This window comes from Campylobacteraceae bacterium (assembly GCA_013215945.1).
In the GTDB taxonomy this organism is placed as follows: Bacteria; Campylobacterota; Campylobacteria; order Campylobacterales; family Arcobacteraceae; genus NORP36.
On sequence record JABSOM010000004.1, the window covers coordinates 109,072 to 128,880 of the forward strand.

The following is a 19,809-nucleotide window of genomic DNA, read 5'->3' on the forward strand; positions in this document are numbered from 1 at the left end:
ACAATCGTGAAAAGTAACTTCTTTAAAGTATCTGTCCCCGTAATCTTATTAATCATATCTTTGTTTTACATCACAAGTAAATTTATAGAACCCCCTGTTAAAAGAGAACTGACTATTGCAGCAGGAAGCAAAAATGGAACCTATTATAAAATGGCTATGAAATATAAAGAACTCTTAAAAGAACAAAAAGTTGAACTTAGAGTTTTAGAGACAAAAGGATCTCTTGAAAATATTCAATTGCTTAAAGAGAAAAAAGCGGACCTAGCGTTTATGCAAAATGGTATTGATGAATTAAAAGAACTAAAGAATATTTCTTCTTTGGGTAATATCTATTATGAGCCTTTATGGGTTTTTTATAAAGCAGAAAGTTTTGATGTTTCTTATTTAATAGAACTTATGAGCAAAAACATTTCGGTAGGACTTAATCATTCTGGTACTAGTAATTTAGCTTTAAAACTCTTAGATGCTAATGGTATAAATGAAACAAACTCAAATATTGTCTATATGAATTCACAAGACTCAAAACAATCTCTTTTAAAAGGGGATATTGATGCAATGTTTGTAGTAAGCTCTCAGCACTCAAAAATTATAAAAGAGTTATTAGAAAATCCAAGTATTAATGTATTAAATATAAAACGAGCAAAAGCCTATAGTAGGAAATATGCTTTTATTGAAGCCCTAGATTTATATGAAGGATCATTAGATTTATTCTCAAACATTCCAAATTCTAATATCAAATTATTAGCTACAACGGCTACGTTAGTTACCAATAATGATGTACCCCATGAGCTTATTAGAATATTTTTAAAACAAGTAAAAAACCAACATACACAAAAAGGGCTTTTTCAACAAGAAAACCAATTCCCTGATTTATTAAATATAAATATAGATATTAATGAAGAAGCAAAACAATATCTCACCTATGGAGATAATTTTTTAGAAAAAATCTTTCCTTATTGGATTGCCTCTAATATTGATAGATTAAAGATTTTATTAATTCCTTTAATTACCTTGGGAATTCCTTTATTAAAAGGTTTTTTTCCTTTATATATCTGGTCTATGCGTTCAAAGATTTATAAATGGTATAAAGAACTTAAGAAATATGACAGTAATTTAGAAGAAAGTTCTATAGAAGAATTAGAGGAAAAATTAAAACTTTTGAATGCTCTTAAAAATGAGATACAAGAAGAAACCTCTGTTACCTCATCTTTTATGGGGGAGTATTATAACTTGATTTTGCATATAGACTTAATTGATAGGAAAATACGAAAACGCATCAAAAATAAGAAGCTTATTTAACGGCTTCTTTTAGAATCTTAATCGCTTTATTTTCTGTTTTTAAATGTTTGGTAGCTTCATTGATTCTTCTTCCAATATTGCCTTTCATTTTTTCTTCTGCTGCGATTTTATGTACATTAGAATTATTAAGTTTTAAAATCAGGGAATCAATTACATTTTTAAATAACTGCGTAAAAGCATAAGGTATGCTCTCATATAAATCAAAGTTTAATTTAAAGCGTAAAACAGTCACTTTGTCATCATTTGCTTTAATTGTGGCTTTTCTTTTTTCACCTGTAATTGAAGAGAACTCACCAAAAATATTACCTTGTTCAATTACTGCTAAAGCATTCGAACCAACGATTACTCTTGCAACTCCACTTAACAAATAATATATCTCACTGCTGTCATCAAATTCTTCTAAAATAGTTTCATGTTTTTTAAATTTTATAAAATTAATATCTGTAATAATCTCTTTCATATCATCATCAAACATACCTTTAAAAAAAGCAATAGAATCTTTTGAAGATATTAGTTTTTGCAATAAAGGATTGGTATTTTTATCACTTTCATTGGGTAAGTTTTTAATATACTTAAGAATATTAGGCTCGTATATTGTTTTAACATTTTTATTTAAAGAGTTGTACGTAACTCTGACTTTACTTTTATTTTTAGAAGCTTTAAAAAACTCTTTAGTGGAAGTAATTAGTATTGGATTTTTTTGTTTTAAAAAGAATAAAATTGAACGTGATTTTGAAGCTTCTTTCCATATAAAAATATCTAACAAATACAGTTTGGTATTAATAAGTCCAATTACTTTCATTTTTAGGATTTTAAATTTTTTGGAATAGAGTTGATCAAAGTTTTCATAAGAGCCAGAGATGGTACTTGGTTTTTTAGCGTACAAGTTTATCAAAACTTCACTTGTTAATTTAAACTTATCAAAATAGTCTAAAATAGTAACTACATCTTCAAACAATAACAAAAGTTCTGCTTTGGCAAATTTTTGATCTAAAGAAGAGAATATCTGAATTAAATCAAAAATCTGAATTCTTAGATTTAAATAAGAAGTTGTAGAAATACTCTCATTTACTCCAAAAATACCTTGATGATGTTGCACTGTTTTATTTAAATCTTCAAGTAAAGCATTTACATATTTTTCCATAATAACTCTTTGTGATTTATTTAGATAATAATATTACTATGAAATATTATTTTAATAAATTACTATGAAATTTACTCAGTAAAATTAAGTTAAAATTAAGTTAAAACTACTACTTCTCCCTATTTTAAGCTTATGTATATATATTTTTCACTTGAAATAGATTATGAGTAATAAATTATTTTATTAATTTATACTTCTGACAATGCTTTTTTGTTTCGTTTTATTTCGGCATTGGTTTTTTCAAGTAAGCCTTTTGCTTTATTAATACTTGCATTAATGTCTGTTAACATCGTTCTTTCACTTTGTGTTTTATGTTTATTAGATGTTGTAATTTTATTAACCAATGAGTTAATTATATTTTGGTATAAAGTAGTAAAAGACTTAGGAATTTCATCTACTTTATCAAAAGTAAAATCAAATTTAATTACTGTTACATTATTATCATGGGCTTTTACTGTTGCACTTCTTCGCTCAGCCGTAATAGAAGAAAATTCACCAAAAATACTGCCTTTTTCCAAAGTAGAAACAGTATTCGTACCTACAATAACTCTTGTTTTTCCACTTAATAAATAATAAATCTCTCTGCTGTCATCATTTTGAGTAATAATAGTTTCATGCATTTTATATTTTATAAAACTTATATTTGTAACAATTTTTTTTATGTCATTGTCTGGCATATTTTTAAAAAAAGCAATTGAATTTTTTGCAGCAACAAGTTTTAACAATAAAGGATTTTCTTTTGTTTCTTCTGTATCTACTAAACTTACAAGATATGAAGAGAAATTGTCTTCATATTTAACTCTTGTATTTTTACTTATCGCAGAATAGCTAGTATTTAGGCTTTTTTCGACTTTTGTTTTAAAAAAAGTTTTTGTATTATTAATTGTTTCTTCACTTTTTTGTCTTAGATAAAAGTTTATAGAACTTGATTTATGTGCTTCATTCCAAATATAAAGATCCAAATAATACAATTTTGTATTTACCAAAGAAATTACCTTCATTTTTAATTCTTTAAAGGTTTTTGAATAGGCTTTTGTAAATTCTTCTTCTGCACAATTTACGCTTACTGGTTTCTTTTTATAAAGGTTTTGTGTAACATCAGAAGTAAGAGTAAAACTCCCAAAATATTCAATAATACTTAAAGCATCTTGAAGCAATAATCTCATTTCACTTTTTGCAAAATCTTTATCCAAAGAAGAAAATATTTCAAAAACACAAAAAATATCATCTCTTATATTTAAATACGAAGAGACTGCTAAATCGTCTTTAATTCCAAAAACATTTTGATGAAAAAGTACTGTTTCGTTCATTTCTTTTAATAATAAATCCACATAATTTTGCATGTTTTCTTCTTTTTATTTAGTATAACAAAATAGATAAAAATAATGCTGTATTAGTAAATAATATTATAAATATTTCATATAAATTATTATTTTTAAGTATTTTTTCTCATATAGTCCTAAACTTAGCCTTTTAAAAATTTATTTTATTTTTATCTTCTGAAGCTATTTTAAATTTCTTATATATATGCTTAATTAAAACTTCAATTTATAGTCTTTTTCTTTTACTGATTGTCTAGTGAAGTCAACAAATAATATTTTCTTTATATAAATTTGATTATCATTCTCAAAATTATAATTTTAAAGAAAATTATCAAAAGGAATGTTTTATGAAAAAAACAAATTTAAATAAATTATTATGCGCAAGCATTTTAAGTTTATGTACGGTTAATGTACTTTTTGCTCAAAGTACAAAAACAGATTTTACGCAAGAAGTAACATCATATGAAGAAAGTGCCTATGGAGAACTAAAAGGTTATGTAGCTACAAAAAGTTCAACTGGCTCTAAAATGGATCTAGATATTACAGATATTCCTCAAAGTGTATCTGTTATTACAAATGATATGATTGAAGATAGAAATGCAAAAACTATTATGAATATCACGTCATATACCGCTTCAATATTTCAGCCCTACAGTGAAAATTCTGAAAAACGAGCTAACTACGGAAATATCAGAGGTGTTGGTTCACTATATCGATCATCATTTTTAGATGGTTTAAAATTATTGTATGGAGGACATTTAATACCTAGCATTAATCCTTATGCACTTGAAAGAGTTGAAGTATTAAAAGGTCCTTCTTCTGTATTATATGGAGCAAGTGGGGTTGGAGGATTATTAAACCTGCAAAGCAAAAAAGCAAATACTAGCAATGAAAAAGAAGTTGGTATTTCTTATGGTACACATAAAAACAAGTCTGTATTTGCAGATGTTAATCATACAATCAATGAAAGAGTTTCTGTAAGGTTAACTTCTAAATTTAATAAAGGAGATAATGCATTAGACAAGTCATCTCATAATTCCTATTTTTTTAACCCTGCAATTAAATACAACATCAATGATACGACAAGTTTAGATATTTTATTATCCACTTCAAAAGATGAAATTAATGGTTTAGGATATGGGTTTTCGGGGACAAAACAAAAGATAAATATATTCAAGAATTTTTCATCTGCATACTCACATGTCCCAGGAATGGCTGCACAATATGCGCAAATTGTTAATGCAAATCTTTCTAGTTCAATGTACGTAGGTTTACCAGATAAAGAAAACTATGATAAAAAAAGAAAAGCAGTCACGTTATTATTACAAAAGCACATCAATGAAGATATGAAATTTAGTTCTTCTTTTAATTATACTAAAATGGATGGGAGTAATGGATATTCTGTACCTAATGCAGCTGGATTAACTGCTCTTGCTACAGATTTATCTGATTTACCTTTAACATTCATTCAGACTAAACATAAAGTAGATAGCATTGCTTTAGATAATTCTTTCCAATATAAATGGGATACTAAAAATACAACGAACACTAGTTTATTTGGTCTAGATATTCAAAAAATGAATCATGAAGAAAGAAATTCTACAGGAGTTAATTATAAATTTGATGTTTTAAACCCAGATTATTCCCAAAGAATAACGGATGCAACAACTCTTTCTTCTAATACAGATAATTCAAGTACTCAAATTGGTTTTTATGCACAAAATCAAATGACAATCAATGAAAAATTAATTTTATCTTTGTCTTTACGATATGATAAATTAAAAGAAGAAGTAGATAATAATTTAACAAATACTTCAAAGTCGTATAAACATTCAAAAGTATCAAATAGAATGGGGCTTACGTACAAGTTTGATAATGGCCTAGCACCTTATGTTTCTTACTCCACCTCTTTTGAAGGTAACCCAGGTTCAGCAACAGTTTCTGGAAAAAAATTCAAACCCTCAATTGGAAAACAATATGAAGCAGGTCTTAAATTCAAACCAAAAAATATAAATGCTTTTTATACCCTTGCTGTATTTGAAACTACACAGTCTGATAAAATCACACGAGATACATCTAGTACCGATGCAAGTGCAAGAATTCAAGAAGGTGGAGTAAAAGTTAAAGGAATAGAATTTGATGCAGTTTTTAAGCCTCTTGAAAACTCCAATCTTGTTTTTTCAATTGCAAAATTAAAAGGAGAAGAAATTGATATGCCATCTTCTGCTGATAATGGTAGAAAGCTTTCTAACCTTCCTAAATTAAATGCTTCTATTTGGGCCGATTACATCTTTAAAAATACAAGTATTGGTGATTTAAAATTAGGAACTGGAATTAAATATATTGGAAAAAGCAAATTGTTAGATACTAATTATTTTGCTGCTGGAACTCCACAAGAATTATATGAAAACCCTTCTTATACACTTGTGGATACAGTAATATCAACGGTATACAAAGATGTGAAAATTGCTTTAAATATTAATAACTTATTTAACAAAGAAGTTAATATTGCAAACAATGCTATATCAAGTACAGAAACAGAAGGTAGAACATATAATATAGCCCTTTCTTTCAAGTTCTAACATAGGCATATTTTAAATTTTACAATTTTTAATACTAAGATATTTGCCATTTTAAAAAAGTGGCAAATATGATAATTAATAAGATTAATTATCACTGTCATTTACATTTAGGTATCGTATATTCTAAGACTCAATACATACACCTCACTCTCTAGTATTAAGAACTATTTTTAAATTTTATAGCATGCTTTAAGCACAATACGATTACAATAACAATTGTAAGAACTGATATCAATATATAAAGTAAAGGCACTATGTTAGCGTATTATAAAGAACTTATTTATTATGTACAAAGAATGGTCGGAGATAAGGACAATGCAAAAGACGTTGTGCAAGAAGCCTATTCCAGAGTCATTCATGTTGATAATAAAACTACTATTTCTAATAAACGCGCTTATTTATATAAAATGGTTAGAAATATAGTTATTGATGATGTACGAAAAAACAAAAACATTGCTAAAATAGCCTATGAAGAAGAACAATTCGTAATTCCTAGCAATGAACAACCAGATGAGCTTACCGTTCAAGACAATACTCAGCAAGTATTAATGAGCATAGTACAAAACCTTCCTACACGTAGCAAACAAGCTTTTATTTTTCATATTTTAGAAGGTTACAGCAGAAAAGAAATTGCACTTAAAATGGGGATTAATATTAGTACAGTAGACAAACATATTACTCATGCTACACTTAAAATCAAAAAAGAATTAGAAGAACAATGAAAAGGCTAAATAATATGCAAACAATAAACGAACAAGCCTCTATTTGGATTTCAAAAGAACAAGATGGTTTAAATGAGCAAGAGAATAAACTCTTCCTTAAGTGGTTAGAAAACTGCACTCATCAAGAAGCCTATGATTCTATTATAAATATAAGAAATGTTTTTAAAACCTTGCCTTCATCCTGTCAAAATCAATTAAAATTTGAAGCAAAAAAAGAACTAAGAATGACTAAGATATTAGAAAAACTGAAACCTTTGGCTTTTGTAGCTATGTTTTTATTGACTGTATCTTTTACAATATTTCAAATGACTTCATCTTCTAATCCTCTTTATTCAGAAGAATTTGTAAGTGAATATACTCTTAATACAGTAATTAATTTACAAGATGGTTCCAAAATAATACTTGATGCTAATTCAAAAATAAAAGTGGATTTTTTTAAAAATACTAGAAAAGTAGCATTTTTAAAAGGAAAAGCAATCTTTGAAGTAAAAAAAGACATTACTCGTCCTTTTATTATTGATTCTAATAATGTGCAAATTGAGGTAGTAGGAACAAAATTTGAAGTTACCAATATTAAAAATATCAGCGCCATTCAAGTAAAAGAAGGAACAGTAAAAGTTTCACGACAAATTTCTGATAATAAATACAAAATACTTTCTTTACTTACAAAGGGTCAAAATATCTCTATCAATACAAAAGGAGAAATTCTTACTTATGGTGAAATAGAACCAAGCGAAATTGCCACATGGCAAAAAGGGTATATAGTTTTTAATAAAACTTCTTTAAAAGATGCTTTAGATGAGTTTTCAAGATATGTAGATATAAATGTAGCATATGAAGATTTTGAACTATCAAAGCTTCCTATTGCAGGTAAATTCTCTATTAATGAATTTGATAAATTTTTAAGCGCACTTCCTAAAATTTACCCCATTAAAATTAAAGACTTGAATAAAACTATAACAATAAGCAATAAAATCAATTAATTATTCATTCAAGAAAAGAACTTTATTAGAACTTATTTTCCTTTTAAAAGAGATTTCAAAAAAAATTAGATTTTTATACCGTTTTTTTTTCTTCTTACGTCTTATTAGTATAGAGAATGATTATCAAAATTATTCTTATCAAAAGGAAAAAAATGAACTTACTAAAATCATCGTTTATTGCAGTTAATCTATGTGCTTTATTAAGCCTTAGTTTATCAGCACAAACATTCAGCATACAAAATAAAACTCTAATTGAAGCCATAAAAGAAATATCAAAAAATGCAAATATTCCTTATTTGGCAAACAGTACTTTATTAGAAAATAAAAAAGCTCCTAATATTAAAAATATTGAAGGACTTGAAAATGCTTTAAAAAAAGTACTACAAGGAACGAATCTAGAAGCGGTAATTGAAGACGGTACTATTTTAATCAGAAAAAAAACAATAAAGTCCAACTCTTCCTCACATATTGGCTCAATAGATGTAATTGAACGTTCTAACATCACTGAAGGCAGTAAATCATATACAATTGGCTCGATGTCAACAGCAACAAAAATGAATCTATCCATAAAAGAGACACCTCAAAGTGTATCTGTAATCACAAGGGAACAAATCAATGATTTAAATATCACTTCCATAGCTGACATAGTGAGAGCTTCTACTGGTTTATATGCAGAATCTATAAATACTGATATCTCGAACTATTACGCCAGAGGATTTTCCATCAAGAATTTCCAAATTAATGGTGTACCTACTAATCTTAAAACAGGATACAAAGGGGATACGTATCAAGACTTAGGAATTTATGATAGAGTTGAAGTTGTTAGAGGATCTACTGGTTTGCTTTCTGGCTCTGGTGAACCCTCTGCTACTATTAACTTTGTAAGAAAAAAAGCAAATTCAAAAGAATTTAAAGGACAAATAGATTTAGAAGTTGGCTCTTGGAACAAAAAGAAAGCCAGTGTTGATTTAAGCTCTGCTTTAAATGCAAAAGGAAGTATAAGAACAAGAATATTTGCTAGTAAAGAAAATAAAGAAGCAGCACAAGATTTTTATGAAAAAGATACCAATGTTTTTTATTCTTTATTTGAAGCAGATATCACAGACAATACTCTATTAAGTCTGGGATTTTCCTACCAACAAGATGATGCAAAAGGTGTAACTTATGGCGAAATACCTGCACTTTTTAGTGATGGAAGTAAAACAGACTTTGATGTAAGCAAAACTACATCAAGCCCATGGACATTTAGAAAAACCACACAAAAAAGATATTTTGCCAGTTTAGAACATACTTTTATGAATGATATTAAAATTAATACCTCATATGCTCATGCCATAATTGACACAACTGCAAAATTAGCAAGATTAACTGGTACAGTAAATAAAACAACAGGTTTGGGATTAACAAGTAAAGCAAACTATTATCCCTCAGATAAAGTAACACAAGATACTTTAGATGTGTATGCAAACATACCCTTTGAAGCATTTTCTAATGAACATGAGATAATTGCTGGTTTTTCTTATAGTAAAATGAAAACAAATACAGACTCTATTACGGGTACAAATAGTGCAGCAAATTCATTCTATACTTGGAATGGAGCTACTGAACCTACTTGGGGAAGTGCCTCAAATAAAACTCAAGAAGTTAGTGAAAGTGGTATTTACACTGCCGCACGCATTAATGTTAGCAATGATTTAAAACTAATATTTGGTTCACGTTTAAGTAATTATTCTTACAATGAGAACAATGCAGGAATCAAAAAAAGTAGAGAAGATAAAAATGTTATTACTCCCTATGCAGGAATAGTTTACAATATAAACGACACGTACTCAGCTTATGCAAGTTATACCAATATTTTTACACCCCAAAGTAAAAAAACAAAAAATGGTGATACCTTACAGCCAATTAGAGGAAATAGTATTGAAGTAGGAACAAAAGCATCGTATTTTGATGATAAATTAAATGCAAGTCTTAGTATATACAAAATGCAACAAGAAAACCTTGCAAAAAGAGACCAAGGACAAACAGTATTGTTAACATCAGAAAATGCTTATACCGAAAGTAAAGGAACAATGAGTAGAGGAATAGAGTTTGAAGTAGCAGGAGATATTACTCAAAACCTAAATCTTTCAATTGGAATGTCAAAAAATACAACAAAATATTCGGATGGAAGTAAAGATGAGTACACACCAGATAGATTATTAAAAATATATGCGAAATATAATATTAACAAACTAACACTAGGAACTGGTCTTAATTGGCAAAGTGATAGAAAAGATGGTGTTGAACAAGCGTCATATGCGATTATAAGTGCTATGAGTAAATATGATTTTACTAATGACTTATCTCTTCAAGTAAATGTTACAAACTTATTTGACAAAAAGTACTACAGTACATTTTGGGTAAATGGCTACAACTATGGAGAAGCACGAAAAATCACAGCAAAACTCAGCTATAAATTTTAAAAATCAAAGGTTCTCCTATAACACTTGATTCGATTTAGTTACAGACATAATATCCATCATTTTTCGAAAATGATGGGTATTAATTTAAAACAATAAACTTTTCAAATATATTCTCCAGCTTCAAAGTTTTCGTCTTATTTACTAAAGATCAGTAATTAAAATATTATTTTAAGCTAAATATAATTACAATATCAATTCTGATAACAAATATCATTTAAATTATATTTTGATAAAGGCACTATGTTAAGCTATTACAAAGAACTCATTTATTATGTACAAAGAATGGTGGGAGATAAAGACAATGCAAAAGACGTTGTTCAAGAAGCCTATTTCAGAATGTTAAAAGTAAATCAGGATATTAACAATGAACGTGCGTATTTATATAAACTCTCAAGAAATATTGTAATTGACCAAGCTAGAAAACATAAAATCACTGCACAAACTGTTTATGAAGAAGAACAGCACACTATTCCACATGAACAACAACCTGATGAACTGGCGTATAAATCTAACCAGCATAAAGTTTTAATGGAAATTGTATTATCCTTGCCTACTAAAAATCAACAAGCATTTATTTTACATGTAATTGATGGTTTCTCAAGAAAAGAAATATCAATTAAAATGGGGATTTCAATTGCTGCTGTCGAAAAACACATTATTAGAGCCAGTGAAAAAATAAAAGATAAATTGAGTGACATACAATGAAAAATATTAAACAAACAGCAGCATCATGGGTGATAAAAGAAACAGAAGGCTTAAATTCCTGTGAACAGAATAACTTAGATTCTTGGTTAAAACAAAATCCTACACATCAAAAAGCATATAGCCAAGAACAAGATATAAGAGAATCTTTTAATACTATGCCCAAAGGAATGCGAGATATTTTAAGTAAAAAAGCCTCAAAAGGGATAAAAAGAACAAATAGTATTCAAAAAATAAAACCTATGTTAATAGCAGCACTTTTTTTATTAAGTATTTCTTTTTCTTATTATAAATATCAAGATTATTCTAAACCTATTTTTTCTAATACCTATGTTTCTTCTACTTTAAAAGAAAACAGCATTATACTTCCAGATGGTTCACATATTGTTTTGGATGTAAAAACAAGCATAAAAGTAAGTATATTTCAAAATAAAAGAGAAGTTAATTTCTTAAAAGGAAAAGCTTTATTTACAGTAGCTAAAGATAAAAATAGACCCTTTATTATTCATTCACTTAATACACAAATAGAAGTTGTAGGTACGATCTTTGAAGTAAGTAAAATAAATGAACAAACCCAAGTAAATGTAAAAGAAGGTATCGTAAAAATAAGTCAAACGTATTCTAATAAAACCTCTAAAGTTATTACTCTTTTAACTAAAGCCCAAAGCATTACTATCAATAAAGCAGGAAAAGTCTTAAACTATGGGAATAAAGATATAAATATCATGGCTTCGTGGGAAAAAGGTTATTTGTTGTTTAATCAAACCTCTTTAAAAGAAGCCATAACTACTTTTTCCAGATACTCCACTAAAACTATCCTCTTAGAAAATGAAACTGTAAAAAATACTCAAATTACAGGTAAATTCTCAATCCAAGAATTTGATAAATTCTTAAATGCTCTACCTGAAATTTATGCTTTAAAAATAGAAGAAAAAAACAAAGTTTTCAACATTCTTGAAAAATAGTGTCTGATTTTGTTTTCTAGTTCGTCTTATTTTTGAAAAGAATGATTATGAGAATTATTCTTAATAATTTAAGGAAAATGAATGAATTACATTAAATCAACATTAATTGCACCAGCATTAGCTGTTCTTTTATCAACAACTTTGCTTGCGGCAGAGTCTTATACAATTGAGAATCAATCCCTAAAAGAAGCGATTGAAGTTCTATCAAAAAAATCAAATATCCCTTATATGGTAGATGGAAAACTCTTACAAGGAAAAAAATCTCCCAATATCAAAAATATTGAAGGACTTGAAAATGCTTTAAAAAAAGTATTACAAGGAACAAATCTAGAAGCAGTAATTGAAGACGGTACTATTTTAATCAGAAAAAAAGCAATCAAAAATGAATCATCATCAAACTTAGGTCAAGTAGAAGTTATTGCAAACGCTAGTAATATAACAGAAGGAAGTGGTTCTTACACAATAGCTTCAATGAATACAGCTACAAAAATGAATCTATCCATTAAAGAAACTCCCCAATCAATTTCAGTAATAACCAGTGAACAAATAAATGATCAAGGCATTGATTCAATAGATGATGTATTGGAAGCTACTACTGGAGTTTTAGTTGAAAAAAAAGATACCCAGCGTACTAGATTTTATGCACGTGGTTTTAGAATAAGAAACTTTCAAATTAATGGTATTCCATCAAATTTAAAAGCCACCTCTACAGAAGAATATCAAGATATGGCTATTTACGATAGAGTAGAAATAGTAAGGGGAGCTACAGGATTACTTGTAGGAGCAGGTGACCCCTCAGCAGCAGTTAATCTTGTAAGAAAAAGAGCCTCTAGTAAAGAGTTCAAAGGAACAATAAATCTCGAAGTAGGTTCATGGAATAAGAAAAAAGCAACGCTAGATTTATCCGGTGCGCTTAATGAAGAAGGCTCACTTAGAGCAAGAGTTGTTTTTAAAAAAAGCACGAGTGATTCTTTTAGAGATTTTGAAACTCAAGAAACAGATGTATTTTATACCGTTTTTGAAAATGATATTTCTGATAATACCTTACTTACAATAGGCGCTTCTTACCAAAAAGTTCTTGCAAAAGGTGCAATATGGGGAAGACTACCAGCATTTTATAGTGATAATAGTCCTACCAACCTTGATAGGTCTACAACAATTGCAAGTCCCTGGAGCTTTAGAGAAATAATTCAAAAAAAGTATTTTACAAATCTTGAACATATCTTTAATAATGATGCAAAAATAAATCTATCTTACTCGCATGGCATTGTAAATTCACAAGGAAAAATATCAAGCTGGTATCCTTATCCAGCATGGGATAAAAATACTGGTCTTGGTTTAGAAGATAAAGCAATTAAATATACTCCTGATGACAAGACTCAAAATACGCTTGATTTATATACATCTGTTCCTTTCGAAGCTTTTAATTTAGAGCATGAATTTATTGCTGGTTTATCTTATGATAAAACAAAAATTTACACTAAAAGATCTATCGGTGCATATACAACACTAGGGGCAACACAAAGAACGACAGAAGAACCAACTATTTGGCCTGAAGCAACAGTTATAAATGATGAAGAAATTGAACAAACAGGAATATATCTTGCTACAAGATTATCTTTAAGAGATGACCTAAAACTTATTTTAGGAAGTAGATTAAGCAATTATAAAGTGAAGGATAAAAAAGAAGCATTAGAAAGAAAAGAACAAAATATTATAACTCCATATGCAGGAATAGTATATGATTTAAATGAGACATACTCATTTTACGCTAATTATTCAGATATTTTCAACCCGCAATCACAACAAGATACCCAAGGTAAAACATTGGATCCAATAATTGGTAAGAATTTTGAAATAGGTTCAAAAGCTTCATTTAATGACGACAAATTAAATGTAAGTCTTAGTATATTTAGAATCGAACAGGATAATCTTGCGCAAAAAGATGCTGGTAAAAAAATACTTAATACAACGGATGATGCTTATTATGGAGCTAAAGGTACCGTAAGTAAAGGTTTTGAAGCAGAAGTATCAGGAGAAGTAAATGATAGTTTATGGCTTTCTTTAGGTATTTCAAAAGCAATAATTAAAGATCATAAGGGAGAAGAACTTAATACACATAATGCCTCAACACTTATTAATTCTTATGCAAAATATAAATTTCAAAAACTAAGTATAGGCGCAGGTCTAAACTGGAGAAATTCCGCTCATAAAGGAGAAGGAGTAAAAAAGGTTGAACAAAAAGCTTACTTTATAACAAGCGCAATGGTTAAATATGACTTTTCTAAATATTTATCTTTACAAGTAAATATTAACAACCTTTTTGATAAAACATACTACGTATCAATTGATACAGAAGAATACAATTATGGTGCACCACGAAATGCCACTGTAAAACTAAAATACACATTTTAAAATAATATACACAAACATGATACTTCTCTCCTAAAAGAAATATAAAAAACCTAAGATTAATACTTAGGTTTTTTATTTTAAACTTTTTTTAATCCTAAGAAATCAAATTAAGAAGTATTATCTTGCTTTAAAAAAATTACTTTTTAACTTAAAAAATATAAATAATATATAAAAACAAGAAACTTTTCAAATTTGTAAAATATAGTGTCCGTTTTTTGCTAGTTTTTCGTCTTATTTAGTAGAGAACGATTATCATAATCAATGGTTTTAAACGGGAATATTTGTTATCTTTTTAATAAATCTTTCTTTACTTGTCATGTTTAATCAAGATATAAGTGCTTATTCAGTCAGTTTTAATTATTATTATGAGAATTATTATTATAAACAAATTTAAATAACAAGGAAAAAAATGAACCCCTTTTTAAAAGTGGCTTTACTTATGGCAATTATTATTAATACTGCCTTATCAAATACACTAGAACCAACGATTAAAGTTATTGAAAAGACAAATTCAAAACTTAATACTTTACAAAAAAAGATTAACAAATCTGAGGACAAACGTTTGGATTTATTTAATGAATACAAATATGTTAATCAGTCTTTAAAAAATACAAAAAACTACAATGCACAACTGCAAAAAATTCTTGATTCACAAAATAAAGAATTAAACAGTATTGATGAGCAAATAACAGACATATCTCAAACACAAAAACAAATCTTTCCTTTAATGAAAGATATGATTATTTCATTAAAAATGCTTCTAAAAGAAGATACTCCTTTTTTATTGACTGAGCGAAAAAACAGAGTTACAAGAATTGAAAAAGCTCTTGAAGCTGGTGATATTAAAACTCATGAAAAATATAGAATTATTTTAGAAGCTTTTAAAATCGAATACGATTATGCTAAAACAATTGAATCTTACCAAGAAAATATCAACGATATAACTTATAATATTTTACGTTTAGGTCGAGTGGCACTTTATACTCAAACGCTTGATTTAAAAGAATATGCATATTTTAATAAAGAAACACAAATTTGGGTAGCCATCACAGATTCATCTGCTAAATCAAATATTAGAAAAGCAATTAAAATAGCTAAAAAACAACAAAATGTTGATTTATTAAGCCTACCATTTTTAGCACTTAAGGATATAAAATGATTAGATATATTGTAGCTTTAAGCCTTATTTTTTCATTTTCATTTTCACTTGATCTTGAATCCTTATTAAAAAGCGTTAAAAACGAGTCACAAGTTGAAGTAGCACTTGAGAAACAAAGATTAAATGATTTTATTAACAACAAAGAACAACAAGCTAAAGTTTTAGCCGGCACGAAAAAAGCTTTAAAAAAAGCAGAAAAAAGAAGTATTACTCTTAAAAATGCAATAGAAGAAAAAGAGTTAGAGCTTATTGAAAAAGAAGCAGAACTTGAAAAAAAAGCAGCTAACTTAGGAGAAATGTTTGGAAGTGTTAGACAAAGTTCATCTGATTTTTTAATTAATTTTCAGCACTCCTTAACTGCCTCACAAGATGTATCAAAAGAAATGTTCTTTTATAAACTTGCCAATTCAAAAAAACTAGCAAATATTAGTGAACTGACTTTATTTTGGCATGAAATGTTAGATGAAATTATCAAAAGTGGTTCTATTTCACAATACGATGCAAAAGTAATTTTAAACTCAGGACAAAGAGCAGAGCAACGTATTACAAGAATAGGACTATTTTCAGCTACGAGTAATGGAAAATACTTAAATTATTCTAATGAAATGAAATCGTTAGTTGAATTAGCAGTACAACCAAGCTCAAGTGTTCAAAACAATGCAAAAAACTTTGAAAATTCATCTGATATTCAAAGTATTTTAATCGATCCTACAAGAGGAACACTCTTAGTAATGCTTGAAAATAACCCAAGCATTCTTGATAGAATAAATCAAGGTGGAATAGTTGGTTTTATTATTTTAGTACTTGGGGGATCAGGACTGTTATTTGCATTGTATAAGATATTGGTACTAAATATGTATTCACGTAATATTAAAAAACAAATTAAAGATTTAGAAAATGCGAATGATAATAATGCTTTAGGAAAAATTGCAAAAGTATTTTATAACAATTTAAATGATTCATTAAATGATTTAGAAATTAAAGTGGGGGAAGCCATTTTAAAAGAAAGTAATAAAATACAAAAAGGTCAAAGTTTTGTAAAACTTCTTGCAGCAGTTACACCTTTATTGGGATTATTAGGAACGGTTACAGGAATGATTACTACTTTTCAAGCCATTACATTATTTGGAACAGGTGATCCTAAACTTATGGCAGGAGGAATATCAACTGCATTAATTACTACTGTACTTGGATTAGTTGCTGCTATTCCTTTATTGTTTGCATATACCTATATTTCTTCAAAATCAAGACAACTTATTTCTATTTTAGAAGAACAAAGTATTGGTTTATTAGCCAAAAATTTAAAATAAATGTTTGAATTATATGTAGATGATTTAATGGGTTTCTTTGAAAAAGGAGGCCTGGTATTGTATTTAGTATTTATTTTAGCCTTATGTTTATGGGCTTTATTAATTGAACGCTATATTTATATATCTTATGAGTTTAAAGCATTCAAAAAAAATGTTTTAGAAGAAGTATCTAAAATACAAAAAGATCACCGATTTAAAGAAGAAATTAAACGCTACTTTATTGAGCATTCAGCCATTAAACTTGAAAAAGGTCTGCCTTTTATTAATACTATTATTATAGTGTGTCCGCTTGTTGGATTATTAGGAACAGTAACAGGAATGATTGAAGTATTTGATGTTATGGCTGTTCAAGGAAGCTCTAACGTCAAATCTATGGCTTCTGGTGTTTCTATGGCTACTATTCCGACAATGGCAGGAATGGTTGTTGCTTTAAGTGGTTTATTATTTGAGAAAAGATTAGAAATTACGATTACCCAATCCAAACAAAAACTTGAATTTGAAATTCAAAAGGTATTATAATGAGAAGATTTACACAAAAACATCATAAAGAAGATACAGAAATCAATCTAACTCCTATGCTTGATGTTGTTTTTATTATGCTTATATTTTTTATTGTTACAACTTCTTTTATCAAAGAAACGGGAATAGATGTAAACAGACCCTCTGCTAAAAGCACTCAAAGTAAAGCACAAGCCAATATTTTAATTGCCATAAAAAACAATGATGAAATTTGGATTGATAAAAGAATGGTTGATATCAGATCAGTTAGAGCCAATATAGAGCGCTTGAAAGCATCCAATGCAAATAACTCTGTTGTTATTCAATCAGATGAAGCATCCAAAACAGGTACTTTGGTAAAAGTTATGGATCAAATTAGATTAGCAGGTATATTTGCTATTTCAATTTCTACTTTAGAGACTAATTAATGAAAATAATTTTAAGCCTAATCTTTTCTACCCTTATTTGTTTGGGCATGTTTTTTGTTATGCACTTGATGATTTCTTCCGATCAACAAGCATTAAATGAAAAAAAGACAACACCTCATCTTGTTTATTTGAGAGATAAACAAGATACACATATTGAGCGTAAAAAAAGAGTGAAACCAAAAGTTCCTCCTAAAGAAATAGTACTTAAAAAAATGAAGTTATTAAGAACACCTCTTGATCTAAAAACGAATAAAACGATTAAAATTAAACCCTTCAAAATTGAGCACCAGAAAATTGATCTCTCTGCTATTAATTCCTTAGGTGGGGCGCAAATTGAGATGAATATGGGACTTATTGATGCCAATTCCTTACAGATATTAAGAAGAGCAAATCCACGATACCCTAGGCGCGCAAAACTTAAAAAACTCGATGGCTTTGTAAAACTTATTTTTACTATTTCAAAAGAAGGTAATGTATCAAATGTGAGAGTCCTAGACTCAAAACCAAAAGGTATTTTTGAGAAATCTGCTATAAAAGCAATGAAAAGATGGAAGTTTAAACATACGGGCATCCAAAAAGATGCAACGATTACATATAATTATAGGTTGGCAAATTGAAAAAATTATTACTTTGTTTACTTGTTTTAACAAGTTTGTTAAATGCAAAAAATACCATTTCAAAAACAGCATACAAACAATTACAAGAAGCACAAAAGCTAAGCGAAAGTAAGTTATATAAAAAGGCTTTATTAATTCTAGAGCCTATTATTAAAACATCTGAAAATAAACTTGAACGTTTATATGCTTATCAAGCAAAAGCAAATATTTATATAAATAAAAATGAATATGAAAAAGTTGCCCTTATATATATAAATATTATTAACTTAGAAGTTTCAGAAGAAAAAGATTTAGATACATTAAAAAAGAATCTTTCTCAAATATATTTAGGAGAATCTTTATACAAAAAATCTTTGAAATACTCTTTTGAAATTCTTGATAGCAAGTATGTAAAAAAAGAAAGTGTTATTAAAAATATCGCTTTAGCTTATTATTATGATGAAAAGTACAAAAAATCTGCACCTTATATAAAATCAGTAATTAAAGCAGAAAAGAAAAAAGAATCCTGGTATCGTATGCTTTATTCTTCTTATATACAAACAAAAGATTATAATTTGGCCATTGGTGTTTTAGAATATATGACACTTCATTATACTAATAAATCATCTTATTGGATGCAACTTATTTCTTTGTATCAACGTACCAAACAAGATAAAAAATCTTTGGCAACACTTGAACTGGCTTATAATAAAAAATACATTAGTCAAAAAGAAAATGCTAAATATTTTGTGAATGTTTTATTGCAAAATGACCTTTTTCACAAAGGAAGTCTTGTACTTAAAGATGCAATCAAAAAAGGTTTTATTACAAAAGATAAAAAGAACTTTGATTTATTAATAGCAGCCTATTTAAATGCCAAAAACTACAAAAGTGCTATTAAAGAATTAAATGCTTCTAAATGGGCACATACTTCTAAATACAGACTTATGCTTGCAAATATTTATTACAATAAAGAGAATTATAAAACAGCTATTAAAGTATTAAAACACTATAAGTTTAAAAAAGGAAGCAGAAAAGATGGGGAGAGATATTCATTAATCGCTCTGTGTTTTCATGAACTGGATGATAAAAAATCTTCAAAAACATACCTTCAAAAAGCTGTTTCTAATAAATACCAGAAAAAAAGAGCGACATACTTAGCAAAAAGTCTGGGTATTAAAATATAATTTAAAACTTCATAAAATAAAAAGGGCTTTTT

At 27.9% G+C, this 19,809-nt stretch carries 16 protein-coding genes; 14 read left to right on the forward strand and 2 right to left on the reverse strand.

What is annotated here, in order from left to right; genetic code table 11:
* Window positions 1–6: 6 nt before the first annotated feature.
* Window positions 7–1,299 carry a TAXI family TRAP transporter solute-binding subunit gene (locus HRT41_05520; GenBank protein ID NQY23469.1) on the forward strand — a complete coding sequence of 431 codons (1,293 nt, stop codon included), beginning with the start codon at window positions 7–9 and terminating at the stop codon, window positions 1,297–1,299.
* On the opposite strand, the gene HRT41_05525 is transcribed toward HRT41_05520, so the two are convergent.
* Window positions 1,292–2,443, reverse strand: a complete 1,152-nt coding sequence (locus HRT41_05525) for a cyclic nucleotide-binding domain-containing protein (protein NQY23470.1) — start codon at window positions 2,441–2,443, stop codon at window positions 1,292–1,294. The two genes, HRT41_05520 and HRT41_05525, sit on opposite strands and share 8 nt — an antisense overlap.
* A gap of 188 nt (window positions 2,444–2,631) precedes the next feature.
* The gene (locus HRT41_05530) at window positions 2,632–3,786 is read right to left on the reverse strand and encodes a cyclic nucleotide-binding domain-containing protein (protein ID NQY23471.1); all 1,155 of its coding nucleotides are present in this window, start codon (window positions 3,784–3,786) and stop codon (window positions 2,632–2,634) included.
* 326 nt (window positions 3,787–4,112) lie between these two features.
* Here HRT41_05530 and HRT41_05535 point away from each other — a divergent pair, with 326 nt between their 5' ends.
* The 13 genes from HRT41_05535 to HRT41_05595 all read left to right on the forward strand — a co-directional run bounded on the left by HRT41_05535 (window position 4,113) and on the right by HRT41_05595 (window position 19,777).
* Complete coding sequence (locus HRT41_05535; GenBank protein ID NQY23472.1) at window positions 4,113–6,347, forward strand: TonB-dependent siderophore receptor; 2,235 nt, start codon at window positions 4,113–4,115, stop codon at window positions 6,345–6,347.
* Between the two features lie 254 nt (window positions 6,348–6,601).
* Window positions 6,602–7,069 carry an RNA polymerase sigma factor gene (locus HRT41_05540; protein NQY23473.1) on the forward strand — a complete coding sequence of 156 codons (468 nt, stop codon included), beginning with the start codon at window positions 6,602–6,604 and terminating at the stop codon, window positions 7,067–7,069.
* A gap of 14 nt (window positions 7,070–7,083) precedes the next feature.
* Window positions 7,084–8,052: a FecR domain-containing protein gene (locus HRT41_05545; GenBank protein NQY23474.1), complete on the forward strand. Its 969-nt coding sequence runs from the start codon at window positions 7,084–7,086 to the stop codon at window positions 8,050–8,052.
* Window positions 8,053–8,204: 152 nt separating this feature from the next.
* The gene (locus HRT41_05550; GenBank protein NQY23475.1) at window positions 8,205–10,517 is read left to right on the forward strand and encodes a TonB-dependent siderophore receptor; all 2,313 of its coding nucleotides are present in this window, start codon (window positions 8,205–8,207) and stop codon (window positions 10,515–10,517) included.
* A gap of 240 nt (window positions 10,518–10,757) precedes the next feature.
* Window positions 10,758–11,222, forward strand: coding sequence for an RNA polymerase sigma factor (locus tag HRT41_05555; GenBank protein ID NQY23476.1), 465 nt, complete (start codon window positions 10,758–10,760; stop codon window positions 11,220–11,222).
* Window positions 11,219–12,184: a FecR domain-containing protein gene (locus tag HRT41_05560; protein NQY23477.1), complete on the forward strand. Its 966-nt coding sequence runs from the start codon at window positions 11,219–11,221 to the stop codon at window positions 12,182–12,184. Before HRT41_05555 ends, HRT41_05560 begins: the two co-directional genes overlap by 4 nt.
* 81 nt (window positions 12,185–12,265) lie before the next feature.
* Window positions 12,266–14,599: a TonB-dependent siderophore receptor gene (locus HRT41_05565; protein NQY23478.1), complete on the forward strand. Its 2,334-nt coding sequence runs from the start codon at window positions 12,266–12,268 to the stop codon at window positions 14,597–14,599.
* A 409-nt stretch (window positions 14,600–15,008) separates the two neighbouring features.
* The gene (locus tag HRT41_05570; GenBank protein NQY23479.1) at window positions 15,009–15,758 is read left to right on the forward strand and encodes a DUF3450 domain-containing protein; all 750 of its coding nucleotides are present in this window, start codon (window positions 15,009–15,011) and stop codon (window positions 15,756–15,758) included.
* Window positions 15,755–17,068, forward strand: coding sequence for a MotA/TolQ/ExbB proton channel family protein (locus tag HRT41_05575; GenBank protein NQY23480.1), 1,314 nt, complete (start codon window positions 15,755–15,757; stop codon window positions 17,066–17,068). The genes HRT41_05570 and HRT41_05575 overlap by 4 nt, the downstream gene beginning before the upstream one ends.
* Window positions 17,069–17,587 carry a MotA/TolQ/ExbB proton channel family protein gene (locus HRT41_05580; protein ID NQY23481.1) on the forward strand — a complete coding sequence of 173 codons (519 nt, stop codon included), beginning with the start codon at window positions 17,069–17,071 and terminating at the stop codon, window positions 17,585–17,587.
* Window positions 17,587–17,994, forward strand: coding sequence for a biopolymer transporter ExbD (locus HRT41_05585; GenBank protein NQY23482.1), 408 nt, complete (start codon window positions 17,587–17,589; stop codon window positions 17,992–17,994). The genes HRT41_05580 and HRT41_05585 overlap by 1 nt, the downstream gene beginning before the upstream one ends.
* The gene (locus HRT41_05590) at window positions 17,994–18,611 is read left to right on the forward strand and encodes an energy transducer TonB (GenBank protein ID NQY23483.1); all 618 of its coding nucleotides are present in this window, start codon (window positions 17,994–17,996) and stop codon (window positions 18,609–18,611) included. The genes HRT41_05585 and HRT41_05590 overlap by 1 nt, the downstream gene beginning before the upstream one ends.
* Window positions 18,608–19,777 carry a hypothetical protein gene (locus HRT41_05595; GenBank protein ID NQY23484.1) on the forward strand — a complete coding sequence of 390 codons (1,170 nt, stop codon included), beginning with the start codon at window positions 18,608–18,610 and terminating at the stop codon, window positions 19,775–19,777. Before HRT41_05590 ends, HRT41_05595 begins: the two co-directional genes overlap by 4 nt.
* The last annotated feature ends 32 nt before the right edge of the window (window positions 19,778–19,809 follow it).

Excerpts from the sequence above, each read along its gene's own strand:
- HRT41_05525 (NQY23470.1), bottom strand. The coding sequence starts at position 2,443 with ATGGAAAAATATGTAAATGCTTTACTTGAAGATTTAAATAAAACAGTG.
- HRT41_05530 (NQY23471.1), bottom strand. The coding sequence starts at position 3,786 with ATGCAAAATTATGTGGATTTATTATTAAAAGAAATGAACGAAACAGTA.
- HRT41_05535 (NQY23472.1), top strand. The coding sequence starts at position 4,113 with ATGAAAAAAACAAATTTAAATAAATTATTATGCGCAAGCATTTTAAGT.
- HRT41_05540 (NQY23473.1), top strand. The coding sequence starts at position 6,602 with ATGTTAGCGTATTATAAAGAACTTATTTATTATGTACAAAGAATGGTC.
- HRT41_05545 (NQY23474.1), top strand. The coding sequence starts at position 7,084 with ATGCAAACAATAAACGAACAAGCCTCTATTTGGATTTCAAAAGAACAA.
- HRT41_05550 (NQY23475.1), top strand. The coding sequence starts at position 8,205 with ATGAACTTACTAAAATCATCGTTTATTGCAGTTAATCTATGTGCTTTA.
- HRT41_05555 (NQY23476.1), top strand. The coding sequence starts at position 10,758 with ATGTTAAGCTATTACAAAGAACTCATTTATTATGTACAAAGAATGGTG.
- HRT41_05560 (NQY23477.1), top strand. The coding sequence starts at position 11,219 with ATGAAAAATATTAAACAAACAGCAGCATCATGGGTGATAAAAGAAACA.
- HRT41_05565 (NQY23478.1), top strand. The coding sequence starts at position 12,266 with ATGAATTACATTAAATCAACATTAATTGCACCAGCATTAGCTGTTCTT.
- HRT41_05570 (NQY23479.1), top strand. The coding sequence starts at position 15,009 with ATGAACCCCTTTTTAAAAGTGGCTTTACTTATGGCAATTATTATTAAT.
- HRT41_05575 (NQY23480.1), top strand. The coding sequence starts at position 15,755 with ATGATTAGATATATTGTAGCTTTAAGCCTTATTTTTTCATTTTCATTT.
- HRT41_05580 (NQY23481.1), top strand. The coding sequence starts at position 17,069 with ATGTTTGAATTATATGTAGATGATTTAATGGGTTTCTTTGAAAAAGGA.
- HRT41_05585 (NQY23482.1), top strand. The coding sequence starts at position 17,587 with ATGAGAAGATTTACACAAAAACATCATAAAGAAGATACAGAAATCAAT.
- HRT41_05590 (NQY23483.1), top strand. The coding sequence starts at position 17,994 with ATGAAAATAATTTTAAGCCTAATCTTTTCTACCCTTATTTGTTTGGGC.